The organism is Legionella clemsonensis (assembly GCF_002240035.1).
Classification (GTDB): domain Bacteria; phylum Pseudomonadota; class Gammaproteobacteria; order Legionellales; family Legionellaceae; genus Tatlockia; species Tatlockia clemsonensis.
This window is the reverse complement of the sequence record NZ_CP016397.1, coordinates 2,231,675-2,256,493: the sequence shown is the minus strand read 5'-3', so window position 1 is coordinate 2,256,493 and position 24,819 is coordinate 2,231,675. Positions and strand designations below refer to the sequence as shown.

Below are 24,819 nucleotides of genomic sequence, written 5' to 3'. Positions count from 1 at the left end.
GATAAAGCATTTTCAATGGGATAGCTCTCAGGCGCTAGATTAGCTATAGTGATGAAAAAGCTTTTTTAGCCCAGGAATGTGGTAATGATTCGAGAACGTTTAACAGCGTTTCAATATTGGCCTCATGTGGTCACGATAATGATTATTGTTGTGGCGTATGCGGGCTATCGTTATTTTGCCTATTATTTTACCTGGTCAGATGATGCCTATGTTTCAGCAAATGTTGTAAATATGGCTTCCTTAGTAGATGGACCTATCAGCAACATCTATGTGATTGAGAATCAGAATGTCAAGAAAGGACAACCATTAATAGAGATAGACCCTAGACCTTATAAATATGCAATGGAAAAGGCATTGGCAGAATGGAACATTGCGAAAATCGATTACGAAAATGACAAATTGGCTATTATTATTGCCAGGGAGAAACTGCAACAGAGTAAGTCCTTCCTCGCATTAAGTCAGGATCATTTCAGGCGTTATCAAAAATTATTAAAAGAAAGAGCCTTACCAGAAATTCAGGTTGTAAATGTCGAAGCCAAGATTAAGGAACAGGAAGCAATGGTTTTAGCCGCGACGCAACAATTGCGAATCGCTGAGCAAAATTTCGATAATAATGCTGTTTTAGCTGCCAAAGCAAAATACGATAAAGCACGCTATTTGTATGAACACACTACTATCGTTGCTCCTGCCGATGGCTATATCACTAACTTTAATTTACGTTATGGTCAATATATAAAAACAGGTGAGGGCTTATTTGCCTTGGTTGAAACCAAACGCTGGTGGGTAGAAACGCGCTATCGAGAGACTGTTATTCGTTTAATTAAACCCGGAGATAAGGCAAAAATTAAAATCGACATGTATCCAGGAAAAGTTTTTTACGGCCATGTAAAAAGTATTGGTTGGGGAATCAATCGTGTTCAGGCGGGGGCAGTGGCACCATCGACCTTGCTTTACATGGAGGCAACCGAAGATTGGATTAAAATCGCACAACGTTTTCCTGTGAGGATATATATAGATGACGTGAGTCCGGAATATCCTCTAAGAATTGGCGCTAGTGCAACCACAATCACTTATCCGGCGGAGAGGTAAGATTTTTACAGCAATTACAGCCAATACCATCGAAAATAGAGCAGCATTGCGCACTGCCATTGCGGCCGTCAGTGCAATACTCGTTGCATTTGCACTGCATTTGGAAAAGCCTTATTGGTCGGGGATGACGGTGGTTATTGTGGCTAATATTTACGTAGGCAGTATTATTGATAAAGCAATATTGCGTATTGTAGGTACAGTCATTGGTGTATGGCTGGGTTTCTTTTTGGCACGAATGGCTGCTGATAGTCTTTTTCTTTACCTATTAATTAATTTGTTACTGATTACAGTCGCTGTTTATTATTACAATTTTAGCACGTATGCCTATGCCTATCTTTTAGGGGCACTGGGAGCGTTCATTGTGATTGCCCAATTAGCAATAAGTCCTGAGGAAGTATTTAATGTAGCTATTTGGCGACCGATTGAAATTGGTCTTGGCGTGGTAATTTCCGCCGCTGCAGCTTTATGCCTGTTCCCCAATAACATTCACGATAATATTCAAAAAAATGTCTCGGAAATTTTCGATACTATAGGACAGCTTTTTGAACAGTTGAAAGGCTCCCTCCTGGCGGAGACTATTTCATTTGCCAAGCTTACGGAGAATAATTTAGCTCTCAAGAGGAAATTAAAAAAAACAACAGAAATGTTGGGTTTTATGCGGCGAGAGTTGGGCATTAAAAAAGAAAAAATTGATCAATTTCGCGTTTTACTGGATTTATTTTATGATTTATCACGTGCTGTTACTTATTTTGTAACCTCTTGTGAGATAAAAAAGCAAGAGGAGTTAAGTGCTTTTGTAACAGTAATTAATAATGTTTTTACTGCGATTTGTCAGGACCTGGATAATTTAAAAAAAGCATTTTTTACAGAAAAAAAAATTGCTATTCAAAAAGCATTGCTTACTGAGAATGCCATAGAAGCTTTAAATAGAATTATTGAGAAGGAGCTTACAGAGACTTCAACGAAAATTTCAATTGATTTAATGACTTTGTTGCATCAAATCAATACTATTTTTACCAGCTTAAATGACACTCTAATCAATCATCAACCCCTGGTTCCCAAAAAATCAGTTATCACTAAGCAACAGCAGTTGAGCAGTGATCCTGATGTTATTAAACATAGTATTAAGGCTGGATTAGCAGCGATTCTTGCACTGAGTTTCTGGCTAGTAAGCAATTGGCCAGGCGGATTAAATGGCATCATCAGCAGTGTGGTTATTTCAATCCGCAAAGATTTATTTGAGATGAAAAACATTAGCCTACACCGGTTTCTAGGTTGTCTTTTGGGCGGGAGCGTTGCATTAGTTCCTTTAGCTTTTTTTTTCCTGAACTTGTATGCCTTCATTCTTCTTGTTTTTTTTGCTGTATGGGGATTTAGTTATTTTTCCTTTAAGTACACTAAATACGCTTATATTGGTTTGCAAGCCAATATTGCTTTGGTAATTTGTTTAGCACAAGCTGGCGGACCACCTACTGAATTGTGGCCTCCACTTGAGCGATTTGGAGGCATTATCATTGGCATAGCTGCCAGTTTTATTGTAGGAAATCTTTTATGGCGTGCGCATCCACTTTCGTTATTAGAAAAAAATATTAAAAAACTACATGGCTTCCTTATTCATAACATGGCTGTGTTATTTTTAAATAAAGGCACGATGTATGATGTAACCCATTTTTTTTGGCTGACTCGAGGAGTAATGGAGTCGCTAGAAGAGGAGCATTTAAATCTAAGAAAGCAGCAACGTTTACAAGATGCTAAAAAACGGTTTGTTCAATTAACGCTGATTCAAGCAACATTAAGTTACATCTCGCGTGGTTTAAATTTGGAAGATGCTCGTAATGTAGCTGAAACGTCGGGTATAGAGCTGCCTTTGGTTGAACAAGAATTACTAAAACTCTATAAAGAAGAAGATAAAAATAAGCGAGCAGAAATTCAGCAAAAAATAACCACTCTTTATGATGAAACCCAGATTGAAAGTTTTGAGCAGCAGCGTACCTCTCGTCAGGCAATTAATTTTTTAAGTTATTTAAAAACATTAAGACGCTTGGCAACATTGCGAGCTGACTTACAGATTTAGAACTTGATTAATTTATATTCTAAAAGTGGAGAAAGGTTCTATTACCTGTTTAATCTGTGTTTAGCCTTTTGAATTCCTTCAAAAATAGGTTCAGAGATATGTATTGGGAAGTTTGCGGGTAATTGTTTGGAGACTTCTTCTATTACTGATTCTGTTTTTTTTAGCATTTCGTCAAGGATACATTCAGCTTTCTCAACTGAGTAACTGACAGCTTTTGCTGTTTCTATAAAATGGCGGCGCTGCAGAGTGTACCAATGGTAATGAGTATTTTTACCCTGTAATGCCATTGCCATTTTTATTTTTTGAGTTTGTAGTTGTTTTTTCTTTATTAGGGGATAGGCTGACATAATATCATATAAGGGTGTTAGCCGATATTTTCCTTCAGGCTCAATAAATAAACTGAAGTTCTTGGCATGACCATCAATGCCGGCAATTAACCAGAAGAAAACCTGAGCCCGGTAAAAACAATCCCTATCTTCCATGGGCATTGTAGAACCTAACAGCAGTTTCATGATCTCTTTTATGCCAGGACCGCCATCTGATTGGTATTTGAGGCTATGAGAGACACCCAATGCTTGACACATATCCTCTTGAGGCAATCGCATTATCCAGCTCTTATCATGAGAGATACGGCGATCAAATCGTTCGACGGATAAAACTTTCACCTCTTCAAAGTGCAAGATTTCACATTCGGCCACTAGAAGTCCAAAACTTTTAGCAATGAGAGAGCATAGCCATTCATTTTCGCAACTATCACTTAAATCTATATTTTGATGAGAAATGAAACCAATTGGTAACTTAAAAATATGGGTGGTTGGTGTGTCTTGCAGTGGTTCGCACCATTGATGTTGATGATATAAAAATGCAGTTTTTTCCTGTGCTCCGGCAATAGAGATCCTAAAATCCTGATCCTTATTACTCATCCCCAATGGATTAACGTGATAATTTTTTAATTTGGCGGCAATGCTTTGTTCCGTTAAGGGTTTAAAATTTATTTTTTTTTTAAATTCGGGTAGTTGGCCATCAATGAGCTGGATTGCCCCTACACAATCCCTGCCAATGCTTGAAAGCAAGTCAAAAGGTTGATTAGTGGGTATTTGAAATTTAGCCTGAATCCTAGTACGTATTTGTTGATTGTCTGGAAGAAGGTTGTCAAAAAAATTATAAACCACATCACCCGTGTAAGTTTGCTGAATGAGTGGAAGTGACAAAGAAATAGGTCGGGCACCTGGGCGGTTTAGCCATTCGTAATAGTAAGTAAACCTTAACCCCCCTTGAAATGTTTTTTCCAAGTCTCCTATTAGAATGCCATTCATTAAGACATGAAGAATTTGCTTTCGTTTTACCATTCATCATTCCATTGTTTGGCTACTATATTGATTTCATTTTTAGGCGAGATATTTATATCTAAATCAAGAGCAGATAATATTCGAAATAAAGTATTCAACCTGATATTTTCTGCATTGTTTTCAATAGCAGAAATTGTTTTTTGTTTTAGACCCACAAGACTACCTACTTGAGCTTGATTTAATTTTAATAATTTGCGTCGATTTTTTAGTAGCATTGCTAGTTCATGCGGTGAATGAATAAGCATAAAATTCCAGATATATTATACCTTATTAGGGATATTTTTAGTATATACCTTTAATTGGATAAATTCAATTTTATACCTTTTAGAGGGTAACATTGAATTTATCCTTTTTCTGCTGCTAACATAGCGTGCAATTCTATAAATAAATAACCTGGTAAGTGATGAATTTCAGTAGTTATTTAACAACTACTGAATTATTAAGCAACCTGATTTACCTCCTGCTCAAAATTTAATTTAAATTTTAACAGGGGAAATAAAACCATGCGGTTTTAGTGCAAGCAATGAGCAATCAAGCTTTTGCAAAATATTTTCTGCCGTATTGCCAATAATAAAGCCGGCTATTCCTGTGCGGGCAACAGTTCCCATCACTAAAATGTCAATTTTTTTGGTAGTGACGGCAGAGGGAATTAATTCTTCAGGCTCTCCTTTTAAATGGGCAATGGAATAGTCATTGGAAACTTGAGACTTCTGAATCAGGGATTGCAAGAGCGATAAATGAGCTTGTTCCTCTTCCTGTAATATCCTGTCAAGCTCTTCTTGTGGCATTTTAAGCCAAACACTATCGCGTAAATAGCTTTCTAAAGCAAAATTCCAGCAGGAAATAATGCTTAGGCTACCTTGGTAATGCTTTGTCAAAGCATTGGCAGTATTGAGCAGGCGAAGCCCTAGATCTTCGGCTGCCTCGCTTTCTGTTTCCGGGTCAATAGCCACACCGACATGAATATTTTTTTGTTTATGCTTAAATGGACGGTAAAGAAATAAAGTACAAGGACATTTACTTAATAACTCCATATCCAGCGCTTTGAATCCTTTGGCCGTTGTTTCCACTTCTTTAATAAGGAGGTCATTATTGTGTCGAATAACGTGCCGGATAATATGGATATCTGGCATGCTGCAACAATGGATTTCAATAGGAATAGACAATAAATTTTTATCCAATTTGTATAATGATTTGGCATTCTTTATAGATTGCTGCATTTTGTCAATCAATGCCTCCTCATAAGAGGCCCTATAATCATTTAGAGAATCGGGAAAGGAAGGACAAATGACCAATATACTTAATTTAGCTTTATTATCATGGGCAAGTTTTATTGTTTGACCAAGCACTTCTGCTTCATCTTTAATGGCATGAGTTACAAATAGAATGTTTGAAAATTGTTGCACCATAAACTCCTTTTTTGCAATCGCATCTAATCTAATAGTAGAATTAAATTACAACGCGCTAGTGTCTATATGTCGACTGCTTGCATACTTTAAGACAAAGAAACCTGCAATCCCGGAAATTAAAGAACCGCAAACCACTCCAATTTTGACCATGGGAATTAAATTTAAACTATGGTAATAAGCCAATGAGCCAATGAACAGGCTCATGGTAAAACCTACCCCACAAATTAAGGCAATCCCGTACAGATGTTTGAAATTAATTTTATCCCGTCGCAAAAGTTGTTTAAATTTAACAAAATAGGCTAAGGGTAAAAAAATCCCAATTTGCTTGCCAATAAATAAACCTAATGCTGTTCCCAAGACAATTGAGTGAACAAACATTGATGGATTAAGACCAATAAAAGTAACGCCAGCATTGGCAAAAGCAAATAAAGGTAAAATAAAAAAGACAACCCAAGGATGAAGACCGTCTTCAAGTCGCGTAAGCATAGATTGTCGACCTTCGTCAGGAATGGCCATGGCAAGCACTATACCTGTCAGTGTGGCATGAACTCCCGATTTAAGTACTGCAATCCATAATGCGATACCGAAGAACACAAATACTGAAACACGCCTGCACTTAAAATAATTCAACGCCCCCAATATTAAAGCAAATAAAAGGGCTAATGATAATGAAAAGAGCGAGAGTTTTTGTGTATAAAAAAGTGCAATAATCACAATAGCTGCAATATCATCAAAAATAGCGATTGCAGTAAGCAAAATTTTTAAAGAAAGGGGCACACGTGATCCTAAAAGTGAGATTATGCCAAGTGTAAAAGCAATATCTGTTGCAGTAGGAATGGCCCAGCCATGCAAATAAACCACATTGTGTCGGTTAAGCATTACAAAAATCAAAGCAGGAAAAATTAAGCCACTTAAGGCGGTAATAGCTGGTACCAATAGATTGGTTTTGCTGCTTAGAATACCTCGTTTAATTTCGCGCTTAATCTCAAGCCCAATCAGCAGAAAATAAATTGCCATTAATCCATCATTAATCCACAAAAGTAATGGCTTATTGATAAAAAGATTACCAATAGTAACACTGGCATGGATATTTAAAAAATGGTCATAAATAATACGGTAAGGCGAATTAGCAATAACAATTGCTAATACGGCGGCAAGGAATAAAAGAAGACCACCAATTGTTTCAAGGTTATAAAATGAATCAGATTTATTCATCAATTTTAAATAGTAAGTAAAAAGGTCAGTGTACACTCTAAATGAATGTGTTCTCAACTTTATGTTCGCAAGAGCAGGTAAATGCATTTAAGTATTTGAGTGCAAAAGCTCTTTTTTGTCTAGGTGCTGTGCTTTATGCAGAACATATAATCTCGTAATCAATAGCTATGCTGGATTTCGCGGGTAATGGGGCATGTTGACTTTAATTTGCGCTATTGGATAGGTTTATTCTGTCCGCAAGAGTTTTAAATTGAATTTTGAAATACTGACAAATCCTAAGAGACTGAAACAAAAAACCGGAAGAGCCAGGCTAAATGGCCCAGGTGCCAGTTGAGCTATCAGCATTCCAATGAAACCTGCAAGACCAAATTGGCAAGCACCTAATAAAGCAGTAGCAATTCCTGCTTGCTGCTCAAAATCCTTTAATGCAAGCGCTGCAGCTGAACCCATACAAGTACCAATGCCTATAGTCAGGCAAAGCATGGGGAGCATAAAAGTTAAAATGCTAGACTGATGTAAGTTACAAATCATCATAAAAAAGCAGGAGGTTATCATGAATGCTAACCCCCAAAATACAATTCTTTCCAAAGAGTAAGAATAGGTAAGTCGTGCAGCAATCATATTGGAAAAACACACAGTGACTGCATTTAATCCAAAAAAAAGACCATAGGCTGTTGCGGATAGATGAAGGTTTGTGATTAGAATTTCCGGTGATAAAGCACAAAATAAATACAAGCCAAGCAAAGAAGAGGAGGCAATAAGCGTGTATTTGCGGAAGGAAGAGTTGGCGATCATTGGTTTGATGGTTTTATATAAATTCGTTTTTGAGTGCTTTGATTTGGGGTAATTGTAATCAGGAATATAGCGCCACACGACTATACTCATTAAAAATCCGAGCAGCGTTAAAAAATAAAATTCACTATGCCAATCCAGGGTTATATCTAGCAGTAATCCGCCTATTACTGGAGCAGCGCTTGCTATTATCGAATTAATTCCATTTAGCATGCTGAATAAGCGAGCACAGGCCGTTGTTGAAAAATTATCCCTAACAATAATAAAAGACAACAAATAAGTACCACAGGCTCCCGCGGCTTGAATGCTTCGCGCGATGATTAGTGTTGGAACAGAGGGCGCCAGTGAAGAGAGTAGGGAGCCTGCAAAAAAAAGTACTGCCGTACCAAGTGCTATACGTCTACGTCCAAAACGATCTGCCAGAGGACCTATCAGCAACTGGCCTATCGCAACAGTGAGCATAAACACATAAAGACTAGCTTGCATGGTAGTGCTGGAGGTATGGAAAAAACGACTCATCTCCGGAATTGCAGGCACAAAAACATCCATAGCAAAAGAAATGCTGATGATTAGCGGAAATAATCGAAAAAGACTTTGCTTTTCTGTCCAGCCAATGGTGTTCAATTACTATTTCCCAGGTGAATATTAATCTAAAGGCTGCAATTATACCAGAGTTAAGGTTGCAGATTAAGGATCATCGATGCACCTTTGGAAACGCTTCAGTTTCCTGCAAAACTTCTCGGATAGAGTTGATTTTGGTTTGTCTTGTTGTTTCAAAGAAAAAATCGCTTCCAGTCATCAGCAATTTACCGATAACCAGGAATAATCCTATTCCTGTTGCAGATATTGCAATATTCGCGAAGAATGGTCTCGCGGGCATGCGATGATTTCCCATCGCTTCATAACTGCTTTTTAGTTGTTGATTAAACTTCTCTTTTAGAGCCTTTATCTCGCTACTTTGATCCTTAGCTTTGAGTGTCAGAAAGGTATCTGTCATTTGTTTGAGATCATCAGCACTACTTATTGCAGCATCGCCATCAGCTGCATAACCTTGTTTTTTCAATGTTGTGCCATACTCTTTAAGTGCCTCAATGCGTTCATAAAGCAGAGCAATTTTTTTAGCATCCTGAAGGTATTGCACCACTTTGGAATCGGAATAAATGTATTGCTTTCTTGCCAGTTTTTGTAATACTTCATCAATCGCTTTACTGCGTAATTTATTACCTCCTGTTATCTGACAAAGAGCTTGAACGGCTTTGAAATTACCTGACTCAAGGGCAAAGTCTAAAGCATCTGCAATTGCTTTTTCATCCGGTTTATTGTCTCCGCTCATTTGGCAAATATATTGCACAACGCCAATTGCATTAGCATCAATAGCTGTATTTAGAGTATCAGTAACATTAGCCTTATTAGGTTTATTGTCTTCAGTCATGGAAAGGAGTGCTTGTACAATATCCCACTTGCCATTAGTATAAGTTGCAGCTTTGTTTAAAATATCGCTAATTACTTTAATGCCTGGTCGATTAGATGTTTTTAAGGTGATTAATTTCTGGACGTCAGCCAATTGATCATCCTCTACGGCCTTTAGAAGCTTTTTTTCAATAAACTCCACAGGAAGAGCAGCAATAAACTCTTGATAACGAGGGGCATTGGCGAGCTGTTGTTCTATAAAAGATGAGGCGTATCGATAAAGATTTTCTTGAGGATCCTTTTCTTTTAAGATTTCCTTTGCACGTTTAATAAACAGCTCTCTGTACTTTGGCCACGAGTGTTGGAATAAAAACTGAAGCTCCTTAAATTCAGTATCCACCTTTTCAAATTCAGTTTGCAGTGTTGCAAACTCAGCTTGCAGTGCTTCAACATAATATTGAATCTCAACCGCATTCGCTAATTTCAACCCTTTTCTTCTCAAATAATCGTTAAAATGAAACTCTTCAGACGCTATCTTCACTGTCGCGGTAAAGGACTGACGATACTCTTTAAGTGTTTTTTCCTTTTTTTGATCAACTTTTCTTGTTGAATGCTCGGTATGTTGTTTTACGAATTTAGAGAGTTGTGAAACCTTCAGTAATTCATCGGGTAATTTAGCCCAGGCAAATCCTTCATAAGGCTTTTCTGAACGTTCTTTAATGGAAGTTAATAAATTAGTTAGCTTGTATTGACCATTTATTTTAGCGGTACAATCTTTTGCAATAGTAAGAGAAGCAGTATGGCAAGAATAGTTATCGCTTTGAAAGACATCACTCACCGCATAAGAGGGAATACCAGTTTTTTTAAAGAAATTTTTTGCCCATATTTTCTGATATTCCTTATCCTCAGACCCCTGAGAATCTACAAGCAATAGAATTTCATCGTTATTTTCTTTGATATAGATCACTGATAAGGAGTGATAGCCTGGGCTGCTTCCTTCATTAACAATAAAAGCTTTGCGATAATCCAGAGTCTCTTTTTTTCTTGATTCCAATATCTCCTTTTCAATGTATAATCCAAAAGGTGAATAGGATAAATCGGATTGATATTTTTCATTGTAATAGTTATTAGCTAACTCAATACCCGCTGGCTTTAATTCAATTCTGTCGCCCACTGCAATAGAATAAATAGATTCAGGTTTTCGTATGTAATAATTTCCAGCGACAAATTTCTTCATTAGTACTGAGTCTTTATAGCACAAATTAATGAAATTATATCGGAGAGAAATTAACAAATTATTAAGAGAAAGTCCTTTTTAACTGACTGATTTGTGACAGACAGGAATTACGTGAGCTGGCTATTGTTTGCATACTAAAAATTTATTCCCTTTCATAAAATAGTGTATCAAGGCCAAGAATTTGATAGCCTCCATCTACCTTAACGACTTTTTGCCCCGTAGCTGTGGTATAGGTAGGCAGACCATACATAGGCTTTTTGTCTTTATCTGGAGCAGTCAGAAGATCTTTAATGCCTCGATATTCCAAAATAAAGATTGACTCTCCCCCCTCACTTCGCGCTTCAAACTTCCTTATTAGTTCTTTCATTCCTGTCTCCAAATGATGAGGATTTAGACATTAGTATAGCAAGCATAGCAACTGTCTGAAAAATAAGAATCCCGCCGTTGCCATCCTTCGTCAATGACCTGTTAGTCCCGGACAACCATTAAAAAGCAGTATTAATCATTATGGTGTTAAAAAATGTCTCACTATAATTCTTGTCGATGGGACGCCTGCGAGAAATAGGGTGGTTTTTAATTGACTTATGGTTTCTTTTGGTCCACAAACATAAACTCGTTAAAGAGTTACTGATTATCAATGAGAGAGTAGAGCGTTAACGCTCTCTGTGCATGAGAGTGTTCAGGTAATTTTAATAAACTGTGTTAGCTCCTCAAAAGCCCAATCACTTTCTTTTGCGGTCTTAATTCTAAAGACGTGTTCTGACTCCGAATTTTAAACAATTCACTTAAATTGTGGTATGATTTTTTATCTCATTTTAAAGCGTGTATCCAGGAAGGAAGATATGAACCATAATGTATTCGCTCACTTAAAAAATGATTTATTTGCTTCCCTGGTTGTTTTTTTAGTTGCATTGCCATTATGTCTAGGGATTGCTCTAGCTTCCAACGCGCCATTGTTTTCAGGAATTATTGCAGGGGTTATTGGTGGAATTGTTGTGGGCATCGCGAGTGGCTCAGCTCTTGGTGTAAGTGGTCCTGCAGCTGGGCTGGTTGCTATTGTAATAAGTTCTCTTGAATTATTAGGTAGTTGGGAAACTTTTTTGCTGGCTGGAGTGATTGCAGGCTTACTTCAATTACTTACCGGTTATTTAAGAGGTGGAATTATTGCTTACTATTTCCCTTCATCAGTCATTAAGGGAATGCTTGCAGGTATAGGTATTATTATTATTTTAAAACAAATACCGCATTTGTTGGGTCACGAAGTTAGTTCTAGCATTTTGATGGAGCCTGATGGCGACTTTAATATTACTCGTCTTAAAGATACCGTAGCGTCTATCAATCCAGGTGTGATTTTAATCAGTGTAATATCTTTATTTCTAATGGTGCTCTGGGAAAAGGTGCTAATGAAGAAATATAAAATTTTTGAAATCCTTCAGGCACCTCTAGTGGTGGTCATTATTGGTATACTGTTAAGCACTTTGTATGAACAGAAATTATTTCCTTTTATGCTTGAACCCTCCGAGCTTGTTCAATTACCTGAATTCTCTGGACCTGGCGAATTGCTAAATCATGTGACTCTACCCGATTTCTCGCAATTGACTAACTGGAATGTGTACAAAGTGGCAATAGTTATCGCGCTGATTGCCAGTCTGGAGACTTTATTATGTGTGGAAGCAACCGATAAACTAGATCCACATAAGCGTGTTACTCCCACAGATCGTGAGTTAAAAGCACAAGGGTTGGGGAACATTCTATCTTCTTTTATCGGTGGACTACCCATTACACAGGTCATTGTGCGTAGTACCGCAAATATTACTTTTGGTGCAAAAACAAAATTATCAACGATCTTACATGGCGTTTTCCTTCTGCTATGCGTCGTTACCATACCTGCAGTGTTAAATAAAATTCCTCTCGCTTCTCTTGCCAGCATTTTGGTGATAATCGGCTACAAATTAGCAACCCCAGTAGTATTTAAACAAATGTATCGCCTGGGTTGGGAGCAATTTTTACCCTTCCTGGTAACAATAGCAGGGATTATAATGCGCGATCTGCTTTTTGGCATCACACTTGGATTTTCGCTGGCCCTTTTCATTATCCTACGGCACCACTATCTAAATTCCCATGATTTTTTTAAAATTCGTACCCAAAAAGATACAAAATATTATCTACATTTGGCAGAGCAAGTTTCCTTTTTAAATAAAGGAAGTATCATTCATGAGCTGAAACAGCTTCCTAAAGGAGTTACTGTGGTGATTGATGGTTCTGATTCAAAAATAGTTGATCCAGATGTAAAGGAAGTTATTCATCATTTTGTTTTAAGTGCAAAAACACGAGATATCAAGGTGGAATTAAGAGGAGTTTAACCAGTGTGGACATTAACTAAAGAACAACAACAAGACATTACCCCAGCACAAGCAATCCAATTACTGAAGGAAGGAAATAAACGCTTTATCAGCAACCTTAAGATAAATCGTAATTTACTGCAGCAAGTCAACGAGACATCTCAAGGGCAGTATCCTTTTGCGGTGGTTTTAAGTTGCATGGATTCTCGAACACCTGCTGAATTAATTTTTGATCAGGGACTTGGGGATATTTTCAGTATTCGAATTGCAGGAAATATTTTAAATGAAGATATATTGGCAAGTATAGAGTTTGCCTGTCATGTTGTTGGAGTAAAATTAATAGCGGTGATTGGGCATACGCAATGCGGAGCTATTAAAGGGGCCTGTGAAGGCGTTCGTCTTGGACATCTTACCTCGCTATTAGAGAAAATAAAGCCAGTAATTCAAAAGGTAGAAATGCCAAATTCCGACCAACAGGTCGAAAACGACCAATTCCTCAATGAGGTTTCACGTCAAAATATAAAGCATACGTTGCAGCAAATAACCCAGCATAGCGAAATTGTACGAAATTTATTGAATAAGAAGCAGATAGCAATGATTGGTGGATTGTATCATCTTCAAACTGGTGCAGTGGAATTTTACGATTAGAATACCAACAAGCGCTCTATCTTTTGTGACTTATTACCCCAATTAATGTAACCTTACATTGATTGGGGGGTTGTGTGAAGTGTTTCATTAGGGCTCTCGGGATTAAATATCTTCATAATGTGTTTAAAAAATAAATCGTGTTTGATTGATGTTTCAAAAGGTTTTAAATAAGTATAAAGGCTCTGTAGGTAAGTCGCTGTTTCGCTATCAAGATCGCTTAATTTTATAGATATTCCTGCTTTTTCAATTATTTTATTAATGTACTGCGTCGCAATATACTCTTTATTGTTTTTGAATTGGTGATATAAATGCTCAATGCCCCTTCTTTTATCATGCAATATTGCTGTTTTAAAGCGTGGGAATTCTTTAAAATTATCGTCGGCTCTTTTCTCAAGGGTGGCAGACATCCCATAAAGTTTCTCTATAGTCTCAAAAATTTCATACTTTATATGGGTTGATTTAAAGAATGACTCAGGCAGTGGCGGCTCATCTGAAGTATCGTATTGTTGGAATACTGTTTTTACAATGTCGAATGGATCTTTATACGAATTTTCCGATTGATTTTTTTCCTCATCGGCAAACATTATCCTACAAAGACAACGGCCAAAATCAATTAAAACAACTTGTAGGTGATTGTATTTTTCAACCAATCCCCAATTCTCGCCGCCTCTATCATCTTTACCAAGTATTGCCAATAAAACAGCGCAAACACCTAATCCGCGTATGCGTTTCCGTTGCGCGGGAAACCCAGCGTGAGATGGAAAATCAATAAATCCAGCTGTATTAATTGCAAAGCCTAATATTGTCTGGTTTTCATAATGATAACTTGATTTCCATGATTGAAAGTTAGTTATAAAATCAGGGCCTATTAGTGGCTTTTGGGTATCTGCTTCGTAGTAGCGGTTATAGTTAGGGGCACAATTGGGATCAACATCCCGAACCAGCTCAGCACAAAATATTTCTCTTGATATGGCAAACTTCTCTTCCTCGCGTTCAATTTCATCCTCAAACCCCTCTTCATCCTTAGCATTATAGATTTCCATTGCGCTAGCACCGGAATAAAGTGTATTCGCAGTATTGCTAAAAAGAGTCTCGTTACCCTCAATATCACCAGTTTTCAGCAAGACCTTTTTCTCCCCATTTTCTTTTATAGCTATACATACCACTGTATTACCTTCAGGGGCATCACTATAGCGAATATAGGCAGTAGTCTTTTGGACAGTTTTTTTTGATACTTTAAAAAACCTCAAAATACACCTCAATGATTACTTTGTGTTTATTGGAATAAGAATATTCCATTCCTACGCATGGAATAAATTAGAGCAGGATAGCAAAATTATTGGCATCGTCAACTAATGAATTGCGACAAATGATAGGCGTTGAAGAGATCTTTGAGGAAGTTGATTAGAGAAAGCGCCTGTTGTCTTAAATCATTCAGAGCAGTTATTTTAAAAATAACCTATTGGCAGAGCATAGAGTTGAACATTATTTTGTGAGAAAGGTAATATCTCTTTGCCAGAATAAAAACAATTCCACATTGAAATTGTGCGGGATGGAATTCTGCTAGTTGATTACTCCTTTAACATCATGTTGCTTTATAGTAGCAGAAGCTTTAACTTCGATTCCGCTAATTTGATCATTATCTCGCCCTAAGACGATATCCACTTCATTCCTATATTCATCTCGAAAGTGGAAAAGCTCTATCTGCTCATTTGACCAATCATTACATAAATGAAGTGTCCCAGATGTAATACAGTCATTTGTTTTCAAGCATTTGATGAAATGAGCTTTTTCTTTTTAGGAACTATGTAGGAAGAGAAATGGCTCAGGCTCTGCCAAACCTTAAGCCATAATTCCTACTGCTTTCTAGATAGTGCAAGGCATAACTGCAATGAATGCGATCATAATTCATCTCAATCATAATCCATAGTTTTGTAGTCTGAGCTACTTTCAAGAGCATTTGTATCACTCTCAAGAAGCCTTCTTCTTTTTTGATTCCCTGAGGTGCCTCCGAAAAAGGAATTCTGCTGGTTTAGTTGAGTTTCAATAGGACTGGAAACAGGTGAAAACTTCTCGATGCATTGATCTTGTAATTGTTCTGCTGCGACTGAGGGATTGCGTTTTTTTTGTATTTGTAAGAAAACTGCTATTAATAAATCTTTTGGTTCAATAGAAGAATCGGAATCTGAGTATTCTGGTTTTAATATATTTGCAAGTGCGGCAAAACTGAACTCTTCTAATTCAGTTTTAATAAGTAGTTTCTTTTCTTTAAAGATATCAAATAAAGCTATTACGAATAATGGTTCATTCGATACAGTACTTTTTTCGTTTATTAAAAATGAACAACACTCAACCAACTCATTTTTTGCTAAATAATAACTTGCTAATTCAAAAACTGCCTTTCCATATTTCTCTTTGAGAGAATCTATTTGTTTTTCATCGATAAAATTTATGTAGGTAGTAAAGAATTGTTTTATTTCGTTGAAATCCAGTTTTATATAATCCACAGTATCAGGAATAATGGCGATAGAGTGCACCTTGTCTATAAAGCTAGATATCTTATTTGAGACTACTTCTGTAAAAGTTTGTTTAACACCTTGTTCATATAAATTTTTTTCGATAACCCTATGGATATACAGTTGAAAAAAAGATTCAACAGGAAAAGAAGTATCAATATCTAACTTATAAGATGTAACTGATTTACCTATGCTGTCTATAAAGCCAGGAAACCCACCTTGTAATACATGATTCTCTATACGTTCGCCAAAATTTAAATCAATATGTTTTATATGGACGGCCCGACGGAAAACAGACTCAAGGAAAGCATCAAGACTCTCATCCAATTCACCGCAAGAGATTTCAAGATTAGTAAACATAGGAAGAGATAAGAGAATATCTAACATCTTATCTTCTGTCTCAGTGACATCTGTAATTGAAAAATTATGAAGTTTATCTAAACAGATCTTGAACAATTGAGGATGTTTACTCAGTTCTTCTTTAAGGGAGTCTAACTCTTTTAAAGTAATAGTGTCACTACCAAAGCAATAGTAGAATGTATTATTTTCTTCAAAAAATTTTATTAATTCGTCCAAAGGAGCTTTCTCTAACGTATTTAAGTATATAAATTATACATATAGTCTTTATTTGGATCAATAGGGGGCGTGTATAGAGTGCCCTAATAAACTAATGTTGCCGAAGAATTAGGGACTCTACCCCAATATAGGGGTACTTTAATCGGATTATAGTAATCTAACTCTTTGATTCCGCAATCAAAAGAGGATTAAAGTGCCGAAGAAAGATATATCCCTAAATTACCTGATTACTCAATAGTCAAGGTGACAGGAAACAATCCTGTCTATATAGAGGTGAGTGCGAAGATACCTTTTATACCATTCTTACGTTACCCCAACGGTAAGCGTTGACCCTTGGAAAGACCTTTTGGGTGGTGGGGAAGAACCAGCGTTTAAGTTTAGAGGAATTACAAGATTTCTTTCAATGACCGGACCATTGCCAGCAATCAACACTAGATTTTCCCTTATCTTCCTCCTTTCCCCTACATGTTATGGTGTTTCTTTCCTTTATTCAGGGTTTTGTTTCATCTCTTTGCTCGGCTTAAATTCTATGCTACCCGTTCGTGCTTTTATTCCCAGGTTATTGAATCGATTGCCGCTGAGGCTTATGATTTTTACTTAACAACTCGTTTTTATTTTGCAAGGAGTGCTCATGAAGTATCGTTTATTTCTTTCTGTTGCAACAGCCGGTGTGTTGGGAAGTACAGCCTTTGCGGGCACCATGGGTCCTATTATGGGCTCCAAAGACTGGACCTGGGTTGGCTCAATAGCCGCAGGCCCGGTTTGGGCTCGTGGTGGTGAGACACAGACTTTTTATTTGGCGCCAGACATTGAAAAGACGTATGCGGCGAGAAAATCCACGAATGCTCTCGCTTCTGGCGAGCTGTTTGTAGGCCTACAAAAATCGTTGACTTCTCAATGGCTGGGGCAATTGGGTCTGGCAGTCGCCACTACCGGTAATGCCAAACTTCAAGGCGTGATATGGGATGATGCCGACCCTCAATTTGATAATTACAGCTACCAATATAAAGTACGAAACACTCGCCTAGCGGTGAAAGGCAAACTGTTGCTTGATAAAGGGTATTGGTTCATGCCCTGGGTGAGCGCAAGTGTAGGCGTTGGGTTTAATCGTGCTCATGAGTTTACTAATACACCGTTGATTTTCGAAGCATTGCCCAATCCTAATTTTACAAACCACACGAAAACCGCTTTTACCTACACCTTAGGCGCTGGCGTGCAAAAAGCGCTCAATGACCACTGGCAGATAGGCGTTGGCTATGAGTTTGCTGATTGGGGGAAAAGTGAACTGGGTCGCGCTTTGGGGCAGACCATGAACTCAGGATTAACTCTCAATCACCTTTATACCAATGGGGTTTTATTTAACCTAACTTATGTCGCTTAAGGACAGATCATGCATAGAAAGGAAAGACATTTTTTTAGCATTGCCATCACAGCCCTTTTCTCTTGTTTAATGCTGTTAAACGTACAAGCAGCCAAGCCCTTATGGACTTTCGCACCCCAAACGCCAACTTCCATTACTGTTGCCAAAGGACAAAGCGCCCAGATTATCTATACCCTACATAATCAATCCTCCAAACCAAAGATTCTATTCATGAAAAGGATTGCGGGGATTAATCAAACTGCACCCTGCCGACTCCCCGCTAAAGGAAGTTGCACATTGATACTTAATGTGAATGGCTCAGCGTTGCAAGGAAATGTCATTGGAGGCCCGGTATTATGTCAGCAGGGTAATGACTTGCAGTGTTACCAGCCGAGTTCAGACAATATGTTACGAATTCGTCTGACACAGCAGCCCCCCGTCCAGCAATTCATTGTCACGCCATCGGCGGGTGCTAACGGCTCTATTTCCCCTGCAACAGCACAGCGAGTTAATGCTGGCAGCAGCCTGACATTTACGGCAACACCCAATACCGGCTTCGGAGTCAATCAATGGTTGCTGGATGGCAATGTGGTACAAAATGGCGGTACCACCTTTCAGTTGAACAATATCCAGGCTAACCATACCGTAGCGGTGACCTTTGGTCAGGCAACATTGTCTCCTCTCAGTCAAAACCTGGCGCTGTCAATTCAAAGCCCTTTTCCTGTGTCTGACCCAGCATTGACTGGCAATCCACGCATCATCCGCATAGAAAATACAGGCTCAATGCCCGCAAGCAACGTACAGGTGAGTACTTCCGGATTTCCAACGGGCACTTTAATTACCAGTAATACCTGTATGGGTACACTCAATGCTGGCGCCACCTGCGACATTACCATCACCCCGGGCAGTACGGCCAGCCCCGATAGCAATGCGAATGCCTGTACCACATCGCCAGGGACTGAACCCGTGCCGACTGTTGTCACGGTCAGTGCTGATAATGCGTTCTCCACAAATATCAATGTGCTGGTATTAGGATACGGTTGTATTTATCAAGGCGGCTTTTTATTTTCTATCGATGACTCCACCTCCAATACCGGAAGTATCAGTGGTAAAGTGGCGGCAATGAGTGACCAATCAGCAGGAGTTCAATGGGGACCGAATGTAGAGGTAGGAGGCATTAATCAAACATCTATGCCCGGTCCAAATTCCTGTGATGGTAAAAATGATGGAGCATGCAACACGAGTCGCATCATTGCCGCGGGCTTAACCCCACCCGTTGCCGCTCAACTCTGTGTAGATTTATCTGACGGCGGCTTTAATGACTGGTACATGCCGGCCATTTGCGAGCTCGGACGATTTATAAGTTTAGGTGATGATGCTGGATGTGGCACTACTAACCCCAACTTATATATAACGCTGCATAGGAATAATTTAGGTGGTTTTGCCGGTGACGGCTACTGGAGTTCTACCGAGTTTTCCGGCAGTCCTACGGGCAGCGCCTGGCTCCAGTACTTCGACGATGGCTTCCAGAACGTCCTCATTAAGAGCAACTTTCTTCGGGTTAGGTGCGTTCGGGCTTTTACCCCTTAACTCCTTTATCCCTTTCTTTTGAGGCAGCGAAGCTGCCTCATGTTTTTAAAAGACGAATGAGTTGGATTTTGTTGAACAAGTACCATTCATGAACTGAAGTTGGTTATCCCTCTGCCACGGCTAGGTTGTTAAAAATTTACCATTAGCCCAACCCCACATAACATTTACCCAATCGTGATTAAAAGGATCCTCACAGTGTGCAGAATTGTTTTCTATCGGGTGAGTTGAACTACTACCGTTGTAATTAGGTTCATCTAATGCTTTGGTAAAAAAACTATCAAATGAAAGAGAACGAGTGATTTGCTTTAATTTTTCTTTTTTAAATTCAGATTTTCTTAAGTGTCGCCCGATAATTGGAGTATCTGCTTTATTATTATTAAAGAAACGGTTTGAAGGCATTTTTTAACAACCTTTGTAAAATTTAAATGTGGGAAGTCTACCACAGGTATACGGAGACAATGGAATAAATCATATTCTTCTTTGATTAAAGAATGTGTTTTGCTACCTTTGTTAATGTCAGCTTTAGCGTTTAAAAGTAATACGAAAATGACAAACCTGTATCAAGTATAGGTATTGCAAACTGAGAAATAATAATGAAGGTGGGAGGATTAGGTTATTAAATGAGGAGTGGCAAAAAAAATAACAATAGACGGTATAATCTAAAAAAATTTATCCTCACACAAAAAAGTTAAAATAAATTATAGTACAAATTATATGTGATTTATAAAGAAAATTTATTAAGGAATCTTGTCATCGAACACGCGAAAATCAAACTGTCCTATTATTAATAATACGCATAGAAATAAAGGAGTGACTCTTTTTTAAAATAATAATAAAAATGTGAAAAAGGAGCCATGACAGGAGGTTTAATGAAAGCGCTTGTTTTTCGCGGCATTGGAGAAATTTGTTTAGAAGATGTAAAAAAACCATCTCTAAACGACCAATACGATGCATTAGTAAAAATTACCACTTCTGCTATATGTGGAACAGATTTACATTTTATCCGAGGCACAATGGGTCCCATGGAATCTGGAACGATTTTAGGACATGAAGCAGTTGGTGTGGTTGATGAAATAGGGAAGGGTGTAAGAAATTTAAGGATAGGGGATAGAGTCGTTGTCCCTTCAACTATCGCTTGTGGAACCTGTTTAAATTGTCGTAGGGCCAACTATTCTCAATGTGACAAAGCCAATCCAAATGGGCCTGATGCAGGAACAGCGTTTTACGGTGGTCCTAAAATGACTGGACCTTTCCATGGATGCCAAGCTGAATATGTTTTGGTCCCTTTCGCTAATAATAATTTGGTAAAATTATCTGACTCGATTTCCGATGATCAAGCTATTCTTGTCTCTGATATTTTTCCCACGGCTTATTTTGCAGTAGACATGGCTCATGTAAAAAAAGGGAACCTAGCGGTGGTTTTAGGTTGCGGTCCTGTTGGACAATTTGCCATAGCAAGTTGCAAGTTAAGAGGGGTGTCAAGAATATTTGCTGTTGATGCAATTCCTTCTCGATTGGAAATGGCAAAAAAACAAGGAGCGGAGTGTATTAATTTTAATGAAGAAGACCCAGTTGAAGTTATTAAAGAGTTAACCAATGGTTCACTCTGTGATATTGTTATTGATGCCGTTGGTATTGATGCATTTGCTCCATCACACGGTCCTGCAGCAAAAAAAGTTAAAGATAATAAAAAGCAATATGAACAAGAAGTTTCTCAGGTCGCCCCTCATGTTGGGAGCCATAATAATGAATGGGTACCGGGCAATGCGCCTAGCTACACACTGAAAGAAGCAGTTAAGTTAGCAGCAAAATGCGGGACCGTTTCTATTGTTGGAGTATATCCTCCAGGCTTTAACGTTTATCCTATTGGGGAAGCCATGAATAAAAATTTAAAAATAGTTATGGGAAATTGCCCACATCGTGCCTATATCCCTAAATTATTGTCTCTTATTGAAGATAATCGTATTAACCCATTAACAATCTTAACTCAAAAGAAACCTTTAGATAACGTGATTGAAGCTTATAACCAATTTGATACACGAAAAGAGGGGTGGGTAAAAGTCGCTCTTATCACGTGAGTTAATGGATTAGCAATCAATTTTGGTGGCTTTTATTAGTTATTAGGATCTAAATAGTTCCAAACATTCTCGACGTTTGCAATTTGATAATAAATTCCGAATCTTAGGAACTGTTCTACTATTTTAAATAGTCGGTCCTGGCATCATAAATGTTTCATGGGGGGGTGATTTCCTGAATTCCCGGCCGCTATAATCACTCTGTAAACGCACAAGTCTTTCTAAATGATAGTTATTTCTCTTTCTAACTTTCTTGTTCAGCTTAGTTATCTCTTTGAATGGCCTCATTTTCTTTAGTGATAAGAGAAATTATCTCCTGTTTTCTTAAAACACTGTAGTTTTTCTGTTCTATACTTGATTTACCCTATCAATAAAAGGAGATAATCATGAACAGGGACGATAAAGAACGTATGAATCAAAACCAACAAGGTCAAGGTGGTCGAAATATGGGACAAAATCCCGATGAACGAAAACAAGCCCCAGGCCAAGGTGGTCAAAAACAAGGTCATAAACCTGGGGAAGGTGAAAAGAAAGATCAACCAGGTCAATACCAACGTTAATTTCTTAAACCACTAGAGGGTTCTTCTAGTGGTTTTTTTGAGTTTTCTTCCCTAAAAGCCAATCCACATTGACCTCTAATTCATCGGCAATGGTTTGCAAGGGATGTTTATCAATTTCGATGCTATGTAAGACCGCTTCGGTTTTAATTTGGGAAGTTTAAATATTTTGGCACAGACAGAAATACGCTCAGGTAAAACAATAGGAACTCCTTTTGAACTATTCTTACAAAGTACCTTATTTGTTATAGGACAAAATTATGAAGAAGTCTTCTTCTAGTGCTTCAAAAAAACAGACTAAATTAAACATTAAAAAAGATGATTTAAAACATATTTCTGGAGGTATTCGTCTAAAAGATGTATTAAATCCACCTGCGGCCCAGGAGAACCCGCTTGATCCTGATGAGATTGATCGTTTAATTCAGATAATCAAACGTAAATAGCATGGATTATTTTAAATAGGCAACAGGAAGTTCTGACCACCGTGTGGTGTAATGAGGCGACTTTAATTGTCTCTTCATTGACCATGCTTTTCGTGTCGTGTAAAAAAAGAATCAATTGAAAGTAACTTCAAAAAAAATGATTAAGTAAAAGGTATAAGTTAAGAGGAAAGATTACACCCATCCAGTTTCCAACAATGAGAATGCATACTAAGCTGGTTTCTAGCCTAACGGATGGGATGATAATTATATCAGAGTCCTTAATTTGATTATTTAAGCTTAGCAAATCAGTTTGACGGAGCCCTTTTTACAGAGTTAAATTGGTTTGAGAGGAGCTTGAATAATTTAACAAAATCTCTACTTTTTTAGCAATATATTCAGTCAGATTCGAAGGAATCTTAGAAGGATCAAACCATGGATCAAACACTGTCCCTATGTAGTATTGATCTATATAACCTCCAAAAAATCCAAAACAAAATGTCTTTAGATCTCGCTCATCGGTCTCAGCGATCACACCTTTATCAGTGATATATGCGATATTACCTAAGTCCTTTATTAAGGAGATGGGACCTTTGACATGTTTACTATATCGTCCTCCGGGTTGGGGACTCATGTTAAACAGACTATTTTTTCTATTTGGCCCAAAATCAGAATCAACTTGACCAAATCCATTTAGCAAGCTTTGCCCATCTACCGCTGTGAGGTATTTTTGCACTAATCCAAAAACTAAACGTGAGTACACACTCCATTTTTCATCGCGTTGATTTGAGTGGTCCCATTCGGTCCGTGTATGATTGTTTTTCCTATACACATCTGCTGCCATCATGAGTATAAATAATGGAAAATGCAGCCCCGTTTGAATAATAACATCGTCGTTAGCTAAGGCTAGTTTTAAATCATTTATAGCCTCTTTTGTGGCCTGAGTGGGTTGGGCATGATCACAATTATCATTTGTAATTTCATTTATAACCTTCGTTAAGGCTTTTTTTATCGTGATAATTTGTCTTATATTTCTTTCATCATAATATGCTGATTCCATGTTAAAAAAATTTTCTTCCTCTCGAGAAAACACTAAATCAGGCTCTTTTTCACGGATGGAGGCTAGAGTAATAGGTTTATTGAACAAAGGAAATTGTGCTTTAAAAAGCTGGGATGCCTTAGTAGTGGCCTCCGTTTCCTCTGTTGGATATAATGGAAAAACTTCGCTATGTAGTTCTTCTAATAACCAAACATCGCCTGTAGCTAATGCTTGTTGATAAAGCGATTGATTAATGCATCGACCAACAGCATCGGTTTGTATGGCCGTTAACTCTGGCTCGAATAGTAGCTCAGGTAACTGCTTATGGAGATGGCGTAAAGATTGAGTAGTTTTTAGCTTGTGCGGGGAGGCTTCACTCGCAGGAGTTGCTTGCAATAAGTCAACACTTATTTTTTTCCAAAACAGTTTCAGTAACAAATTGCCATTGTTCATTTTTGCAATTAAAGTGCTATCTCCTGTGATTTGTAACTTAATCAACTCTTCAATACTTAAGCGATTAGCAACATTTTCCAGTGCTTCTATGGAGAGATGGTTAAGAGAACCTGAAAAAAAGGTATGTGTCTTTAGTGGCATATGAATAAATTATATTCATAATGTATATTAAAATGACATGTTAATCTATTGTTTTATTCTTGTCAATATGTCAAAAAAAGGACATGTACTGCCATTTACAGACTCATGGAGGATAAATTATAAACCAATTACGTTTTGCAAAATATCTGACGGCTTCCTTCAAATTTTGATTAAGGCTCCAATTACTCCGGTCAAGATCTGAGCGATTCACACGAATTTAGTCATATATAACGTGCTCCAGTTGAGTGTTTATTACAATCTGGAGCAATTCCTCTAAAGCAAAAATCAATTCACGCCTAGAAATAGAGAGTTGTTTTTTAATCACCTCTCGCCCAAATAGACAATTGATAAGGACCTGGTGAATTTGGCCGCATGAGCTTGAAAATCAGCAGCTTTGCCGGCATCGTCAATTAGCCTTTATTCTAGACTGGTATTATTTGGAGGAAAAAAGCAATGCTAGAAAGAAAGCCGAAAAGATATCGTTACCCCGTGGAGCTAATAACGGAGCCGATAGACTTTCAAACCATC

General features: G+C 37.8%; 22 protein-coding genes and 1 pseudogene. 9 read left to right on the top strand and 14 right to left on the bottom strand.

The features are described from left to right. Window positions 1-84: 84 nt before the first annotated feature. Both clem_RS09860 and clem_RS09855 read left to right on the top strand, forming a co-directional pair. A complete protein-coding gene (locus clem_RS09860) occupies window positions 85-1,089 on the top strand; it encodes an HlyD family secretion protein (protein ID WP_094091396.1) in 1,005 nt (334 codons plus the stop codon). Further along, on the top strand, window positions 1,055-3,163 hold the full coding sequence (locus tag clem_RS09855) for an FUSC family protein (protein ID WP_157698227.1): 2,109 nt from the start codon (window positions 1,055-1,057) through the stop codon (window positions 3,161-3,163). Before clem_RS09860 ends, clem_RS09855 begins: the two co-directional genes overlap by 35 nt. Window positions 3,164-3,204: 41 nt before the next feature. On the opposite strand, the gene clem_RS09850 is transcribed toward clem_RS09855, so the two are convergent. The 8 genes and pseudogenes from clem_RS09850 to clem_RS15130 form a co-directional block, all read right to left on the bottom strand. Further along, on the bottom strand, window positions 3,205-4,512 hold the full coding sequence (locus clem_RS09850) for a type II toxin-antitoxin system HipA family toxin (RefSeq protein WP_094091394.1): 1,308 nt from the start codon (window positions 4,510-4,512) through the stop codon (window positions 3,205-3,207). Next, entirely contained in the window at window positions 4,506-4,757 is a 252-nt protein-coding gene (locus clem_RS09845; protein WP_094091393.1) for a helix-turn-helix domain-containing protein, read from the bottom strand. The genes clem_RS09850 and clem_RS09845 overlap by 7 nt, the downstream gene beginning before the upstream one ends. 231 nt (window positions 4,758-4,988) lie before the next feature. Further along, entirely contained in the window at window positions 4,989-5,918 is a 930-nt protein-coding gene (locus clem_RS09840) for a universal stress protein (protein WP_094092333.1), read from the bottom strand. Between the two features lie 48 nt (window positions 5,919-5,966). Continuing rightward, entirely contained in the window at window positions 5,967-7,136 is a 1,170-nt protein-coding gene (gene nhaA / locus clem_RS09835) for a Na+/H+ antiporter NhaA (RefSeq protein WP_094092332.1), read from the bottom strand. A gap of 225 nt (window positions 7,137-7,361) precedes the next feature. After that, on the bottom strand, window positions 7,362-8,552 hold the full coding sequence (locus clem_RS09830; protein ID WP_094091392.1) for a multidrug effflux MFS transporter: 1,191 nt from the start codon (window positions 8,550-8,552) through the stop codon (window positions 7,362-7,364). A 70-nt stretch (window positions 8,553-8,622) separates the two neighbouring features. Continuing rightward, window positions 8,623-10,575 (bottom strand): hypothetical protein, encoded by a 1,953-nt coding sequence (locus clem_RS09825; protein WP_094091391.1) that lies wholly within the window; start codon window positions 10,573-10,575, stop codon window positions 8,623-8,625. A 142-nt stretch (window positions 10,576-10,717) separates the two neighbouring features. Next, a complete protein-coding gene (locus clem_RS09820) occupies window positions 10,718-10,942 on the bottom strand; it encodes a hypothetical protein (RefSeq protein ID WP_094091390.1) in 225 nt (74 codons plus the stop codon). Between the two features lie 138 nt (window positions 10,943-11,080). Continuing rightward, window positions 11,081-11,191: pseudogene (locus clem_RS15130) on the bottom strand (FAD-binding oxidoreductase); the annotation flags it as partial. Between the two features lie 226 nt (window positions 11,192-11,417). On the opposite strand from clem_RS15130, the gene clem_RS09815 reads away from it, so the two are divergent. Beyond that, complete coding sequence (locus clem_RS09815; RefSeq protein ID WP_094091389.1) at window positions 11,418-12,938, top strand: SulP family inorganic anion transporter; 1,521 nt, start codon at window positions 11,418-11,420, stop codon at window positions 12,936-12,938. Between the two features lie 3 nt (window positions 12,939-12,941). Then, window positions 12,942-13,565, top strand: a complete 624-nt coding sequence (locus tag clem_RS09810) for a carbonic anhydrase family protein (RefSeq protein ID WP_094091388.1) — start codon at window positions 12,942-12,944, stop codon at window positions 13,563-13,565. Window positions 13,566-13,618: 53 nt separating this feature from the next. Here the strand turns inward: clem_RS09810 and clem_RS09805 are convergent, their stop codons facing one another. The 3 genes from clem_RS09805 to clem_RS09795 all read right to left on the bottom strand — a co-directional run bounded on the left by clem_RS09805 (window position 13,619) and on the right by clem_RS09795 (window position 16,657). After that, on the bottom strand, window positions 13,619-14,815 hold the full coding sequence (locus clem_RS09805) for a hypothetical protein (RefSeq protein ID WP_094091387.1): 1,197 nt from the start codon (window positions 14,813-14,815) through the stop codon (window positions 13,619-13,621). Between the two features lie 313 nt (window positions 14,816-15,128). Beyond that, window positions 15,129-15,335, bottom strand: coding sequence for a DUF4143 domain-containing protein (locus tag clem_RS15435; RefSeq protein WP_094091386.1), 207 nt, complete (start codon window positions 15,333-15,335; stop codon window positions 15,129-15,131). Window positions 15,336-15,478: 143 nt separating this feature from the next. Continuing rightward, the gene (locus tag clem_RS09795; RefSeq protein ID WP_094091385.1) at window positions 15,479-16,657 is read right to left on the bottom strand and encodes a hypothetical protein; all 1,179 of its coding nucleotides are present in this window, start codon (window positions 16,655-16,657) and stop codon (window positions 15,479-15,481) included. Between the two features lie 631 nt (window positions 16,658-17,288). On the opposite strand from clem_RS09795, the gene clem_RS09790 reads away from it, so the two are divergent. Both clem_RS09790 and clem_RS09785 read left to right on the top strand, forming a co-directional pair. After that, window positions 17,289-18,038, top strand: coding sequence for an outer membrane protein (locus tag clem_RS09790; protein WP_094090452.1), 750 nt, complete (start codon window positions 17,289-17,291; stop codon window positions 18,036-18,038). A 9-nt stretch (window positions 18,039-18,047) separates the two neighbouring features. Then, the gene (locus clem_RS09785) at window positions 18,048-19,607 is read left to right on the top strand and encodes a DUF1566 domain-containing protein (RefSeq protein WP_094091384.1); all 1,560 of its coding nucleotides are present in this window, start codon (window positions 18,048-18,050) and stop codon (window positions 19,605-19,607) included. 120 nt (window positions 19,608-19,727) lie between these two features. Here clem_RS09785 and clem_RS09780 read toward each other — a convergent pair whose 3' ends face one another. Continuing rightward, on the bottom strand, window positions 19,728-20,006 hold the full coding sequence (locus clem_RS09780; RefSeq protein WP_094091383.1) for a hypothetical protein: 279 nt from the start codon (window positions 20,004-20,006) through the stop codon (window positions 19,728-19,730). 470 nt (window positions 20,007-20,476) lie between these two features. On the opposite strand from clem_RS09780, the gene clem_RS09775 reads away from it, so the two are divergent. From clem_RS09775 to clem_RS09765, 3 genes are all read left to right on the top strand, one after another. After that, entirely contained in the window at window positions 20,477-21,685 is a 1,209-nt protein-coding gene (locus tag clem_RS09775; RefSeq protein WP_094092331.1) for an alcohol dehydrogenase catalytic domain-containing protein, read from the top strand. A gap of 383 nt (window positions 21,686-22,068) precedes the next feature. Continuing rightward, window positions 22,069-22,242 carry a hypothetical protein gene (locus tag clem_RS14855; protein WP_157698226.1) on the top strand — a complete coding sequence of 58 codons (174 nt, stop codon included), beginning with the start codon at window positions 22,069-22,071 and terminating at the stop codon, window positions 22,240-22,242. 257 nt (window positions 22,243-22,499) lie between these two features. After that, window positions 22,500-22,682 carry a hypothetical protein gene (locus tag clem_RS09765; protein ID WP_094091382.1) on the top strand — a complete coding sequence of 61 codons (183 nt, stop codon included), beginning with the start codon at window positions 22,500-22,502 and terminating at the stop codon, window positions 22,680-22,682. Window positions 22,683-22,688: 6 nt separating this feature from the next. On the opposite strand, the gene clem_RS15430 is transcribed toward clem_RS09765, so the two are convergent. Both clem_RS15430 and clem_RS09755 read right to left on the bottom strand, forming a co-directional pair. Then, on the bottom strand, window positions 22,689-22,760 hold the full coding sequence (locus tag clem_RS15430) for a DUF4113 domain-containing protein (protein WP_094092330.1): 72 nt from the start codon (window positions 22,758-22,760) through the stop codon (window positions 22,689-22,691). Between the two features lie 226 nt (window positions 22,761-22,986). Next, window positions 22,987-24,291, bottom strand: coding sequence for a hypothetical protein (locus clem_RS09755; protein WP_094091381.1), 1,305 nt, complete (start codon window positions 24,289-24,291; stop codon window positions 22,987-22,989). Window positions 24,292-24,819 lie beyond the last annotated feature (528 nt).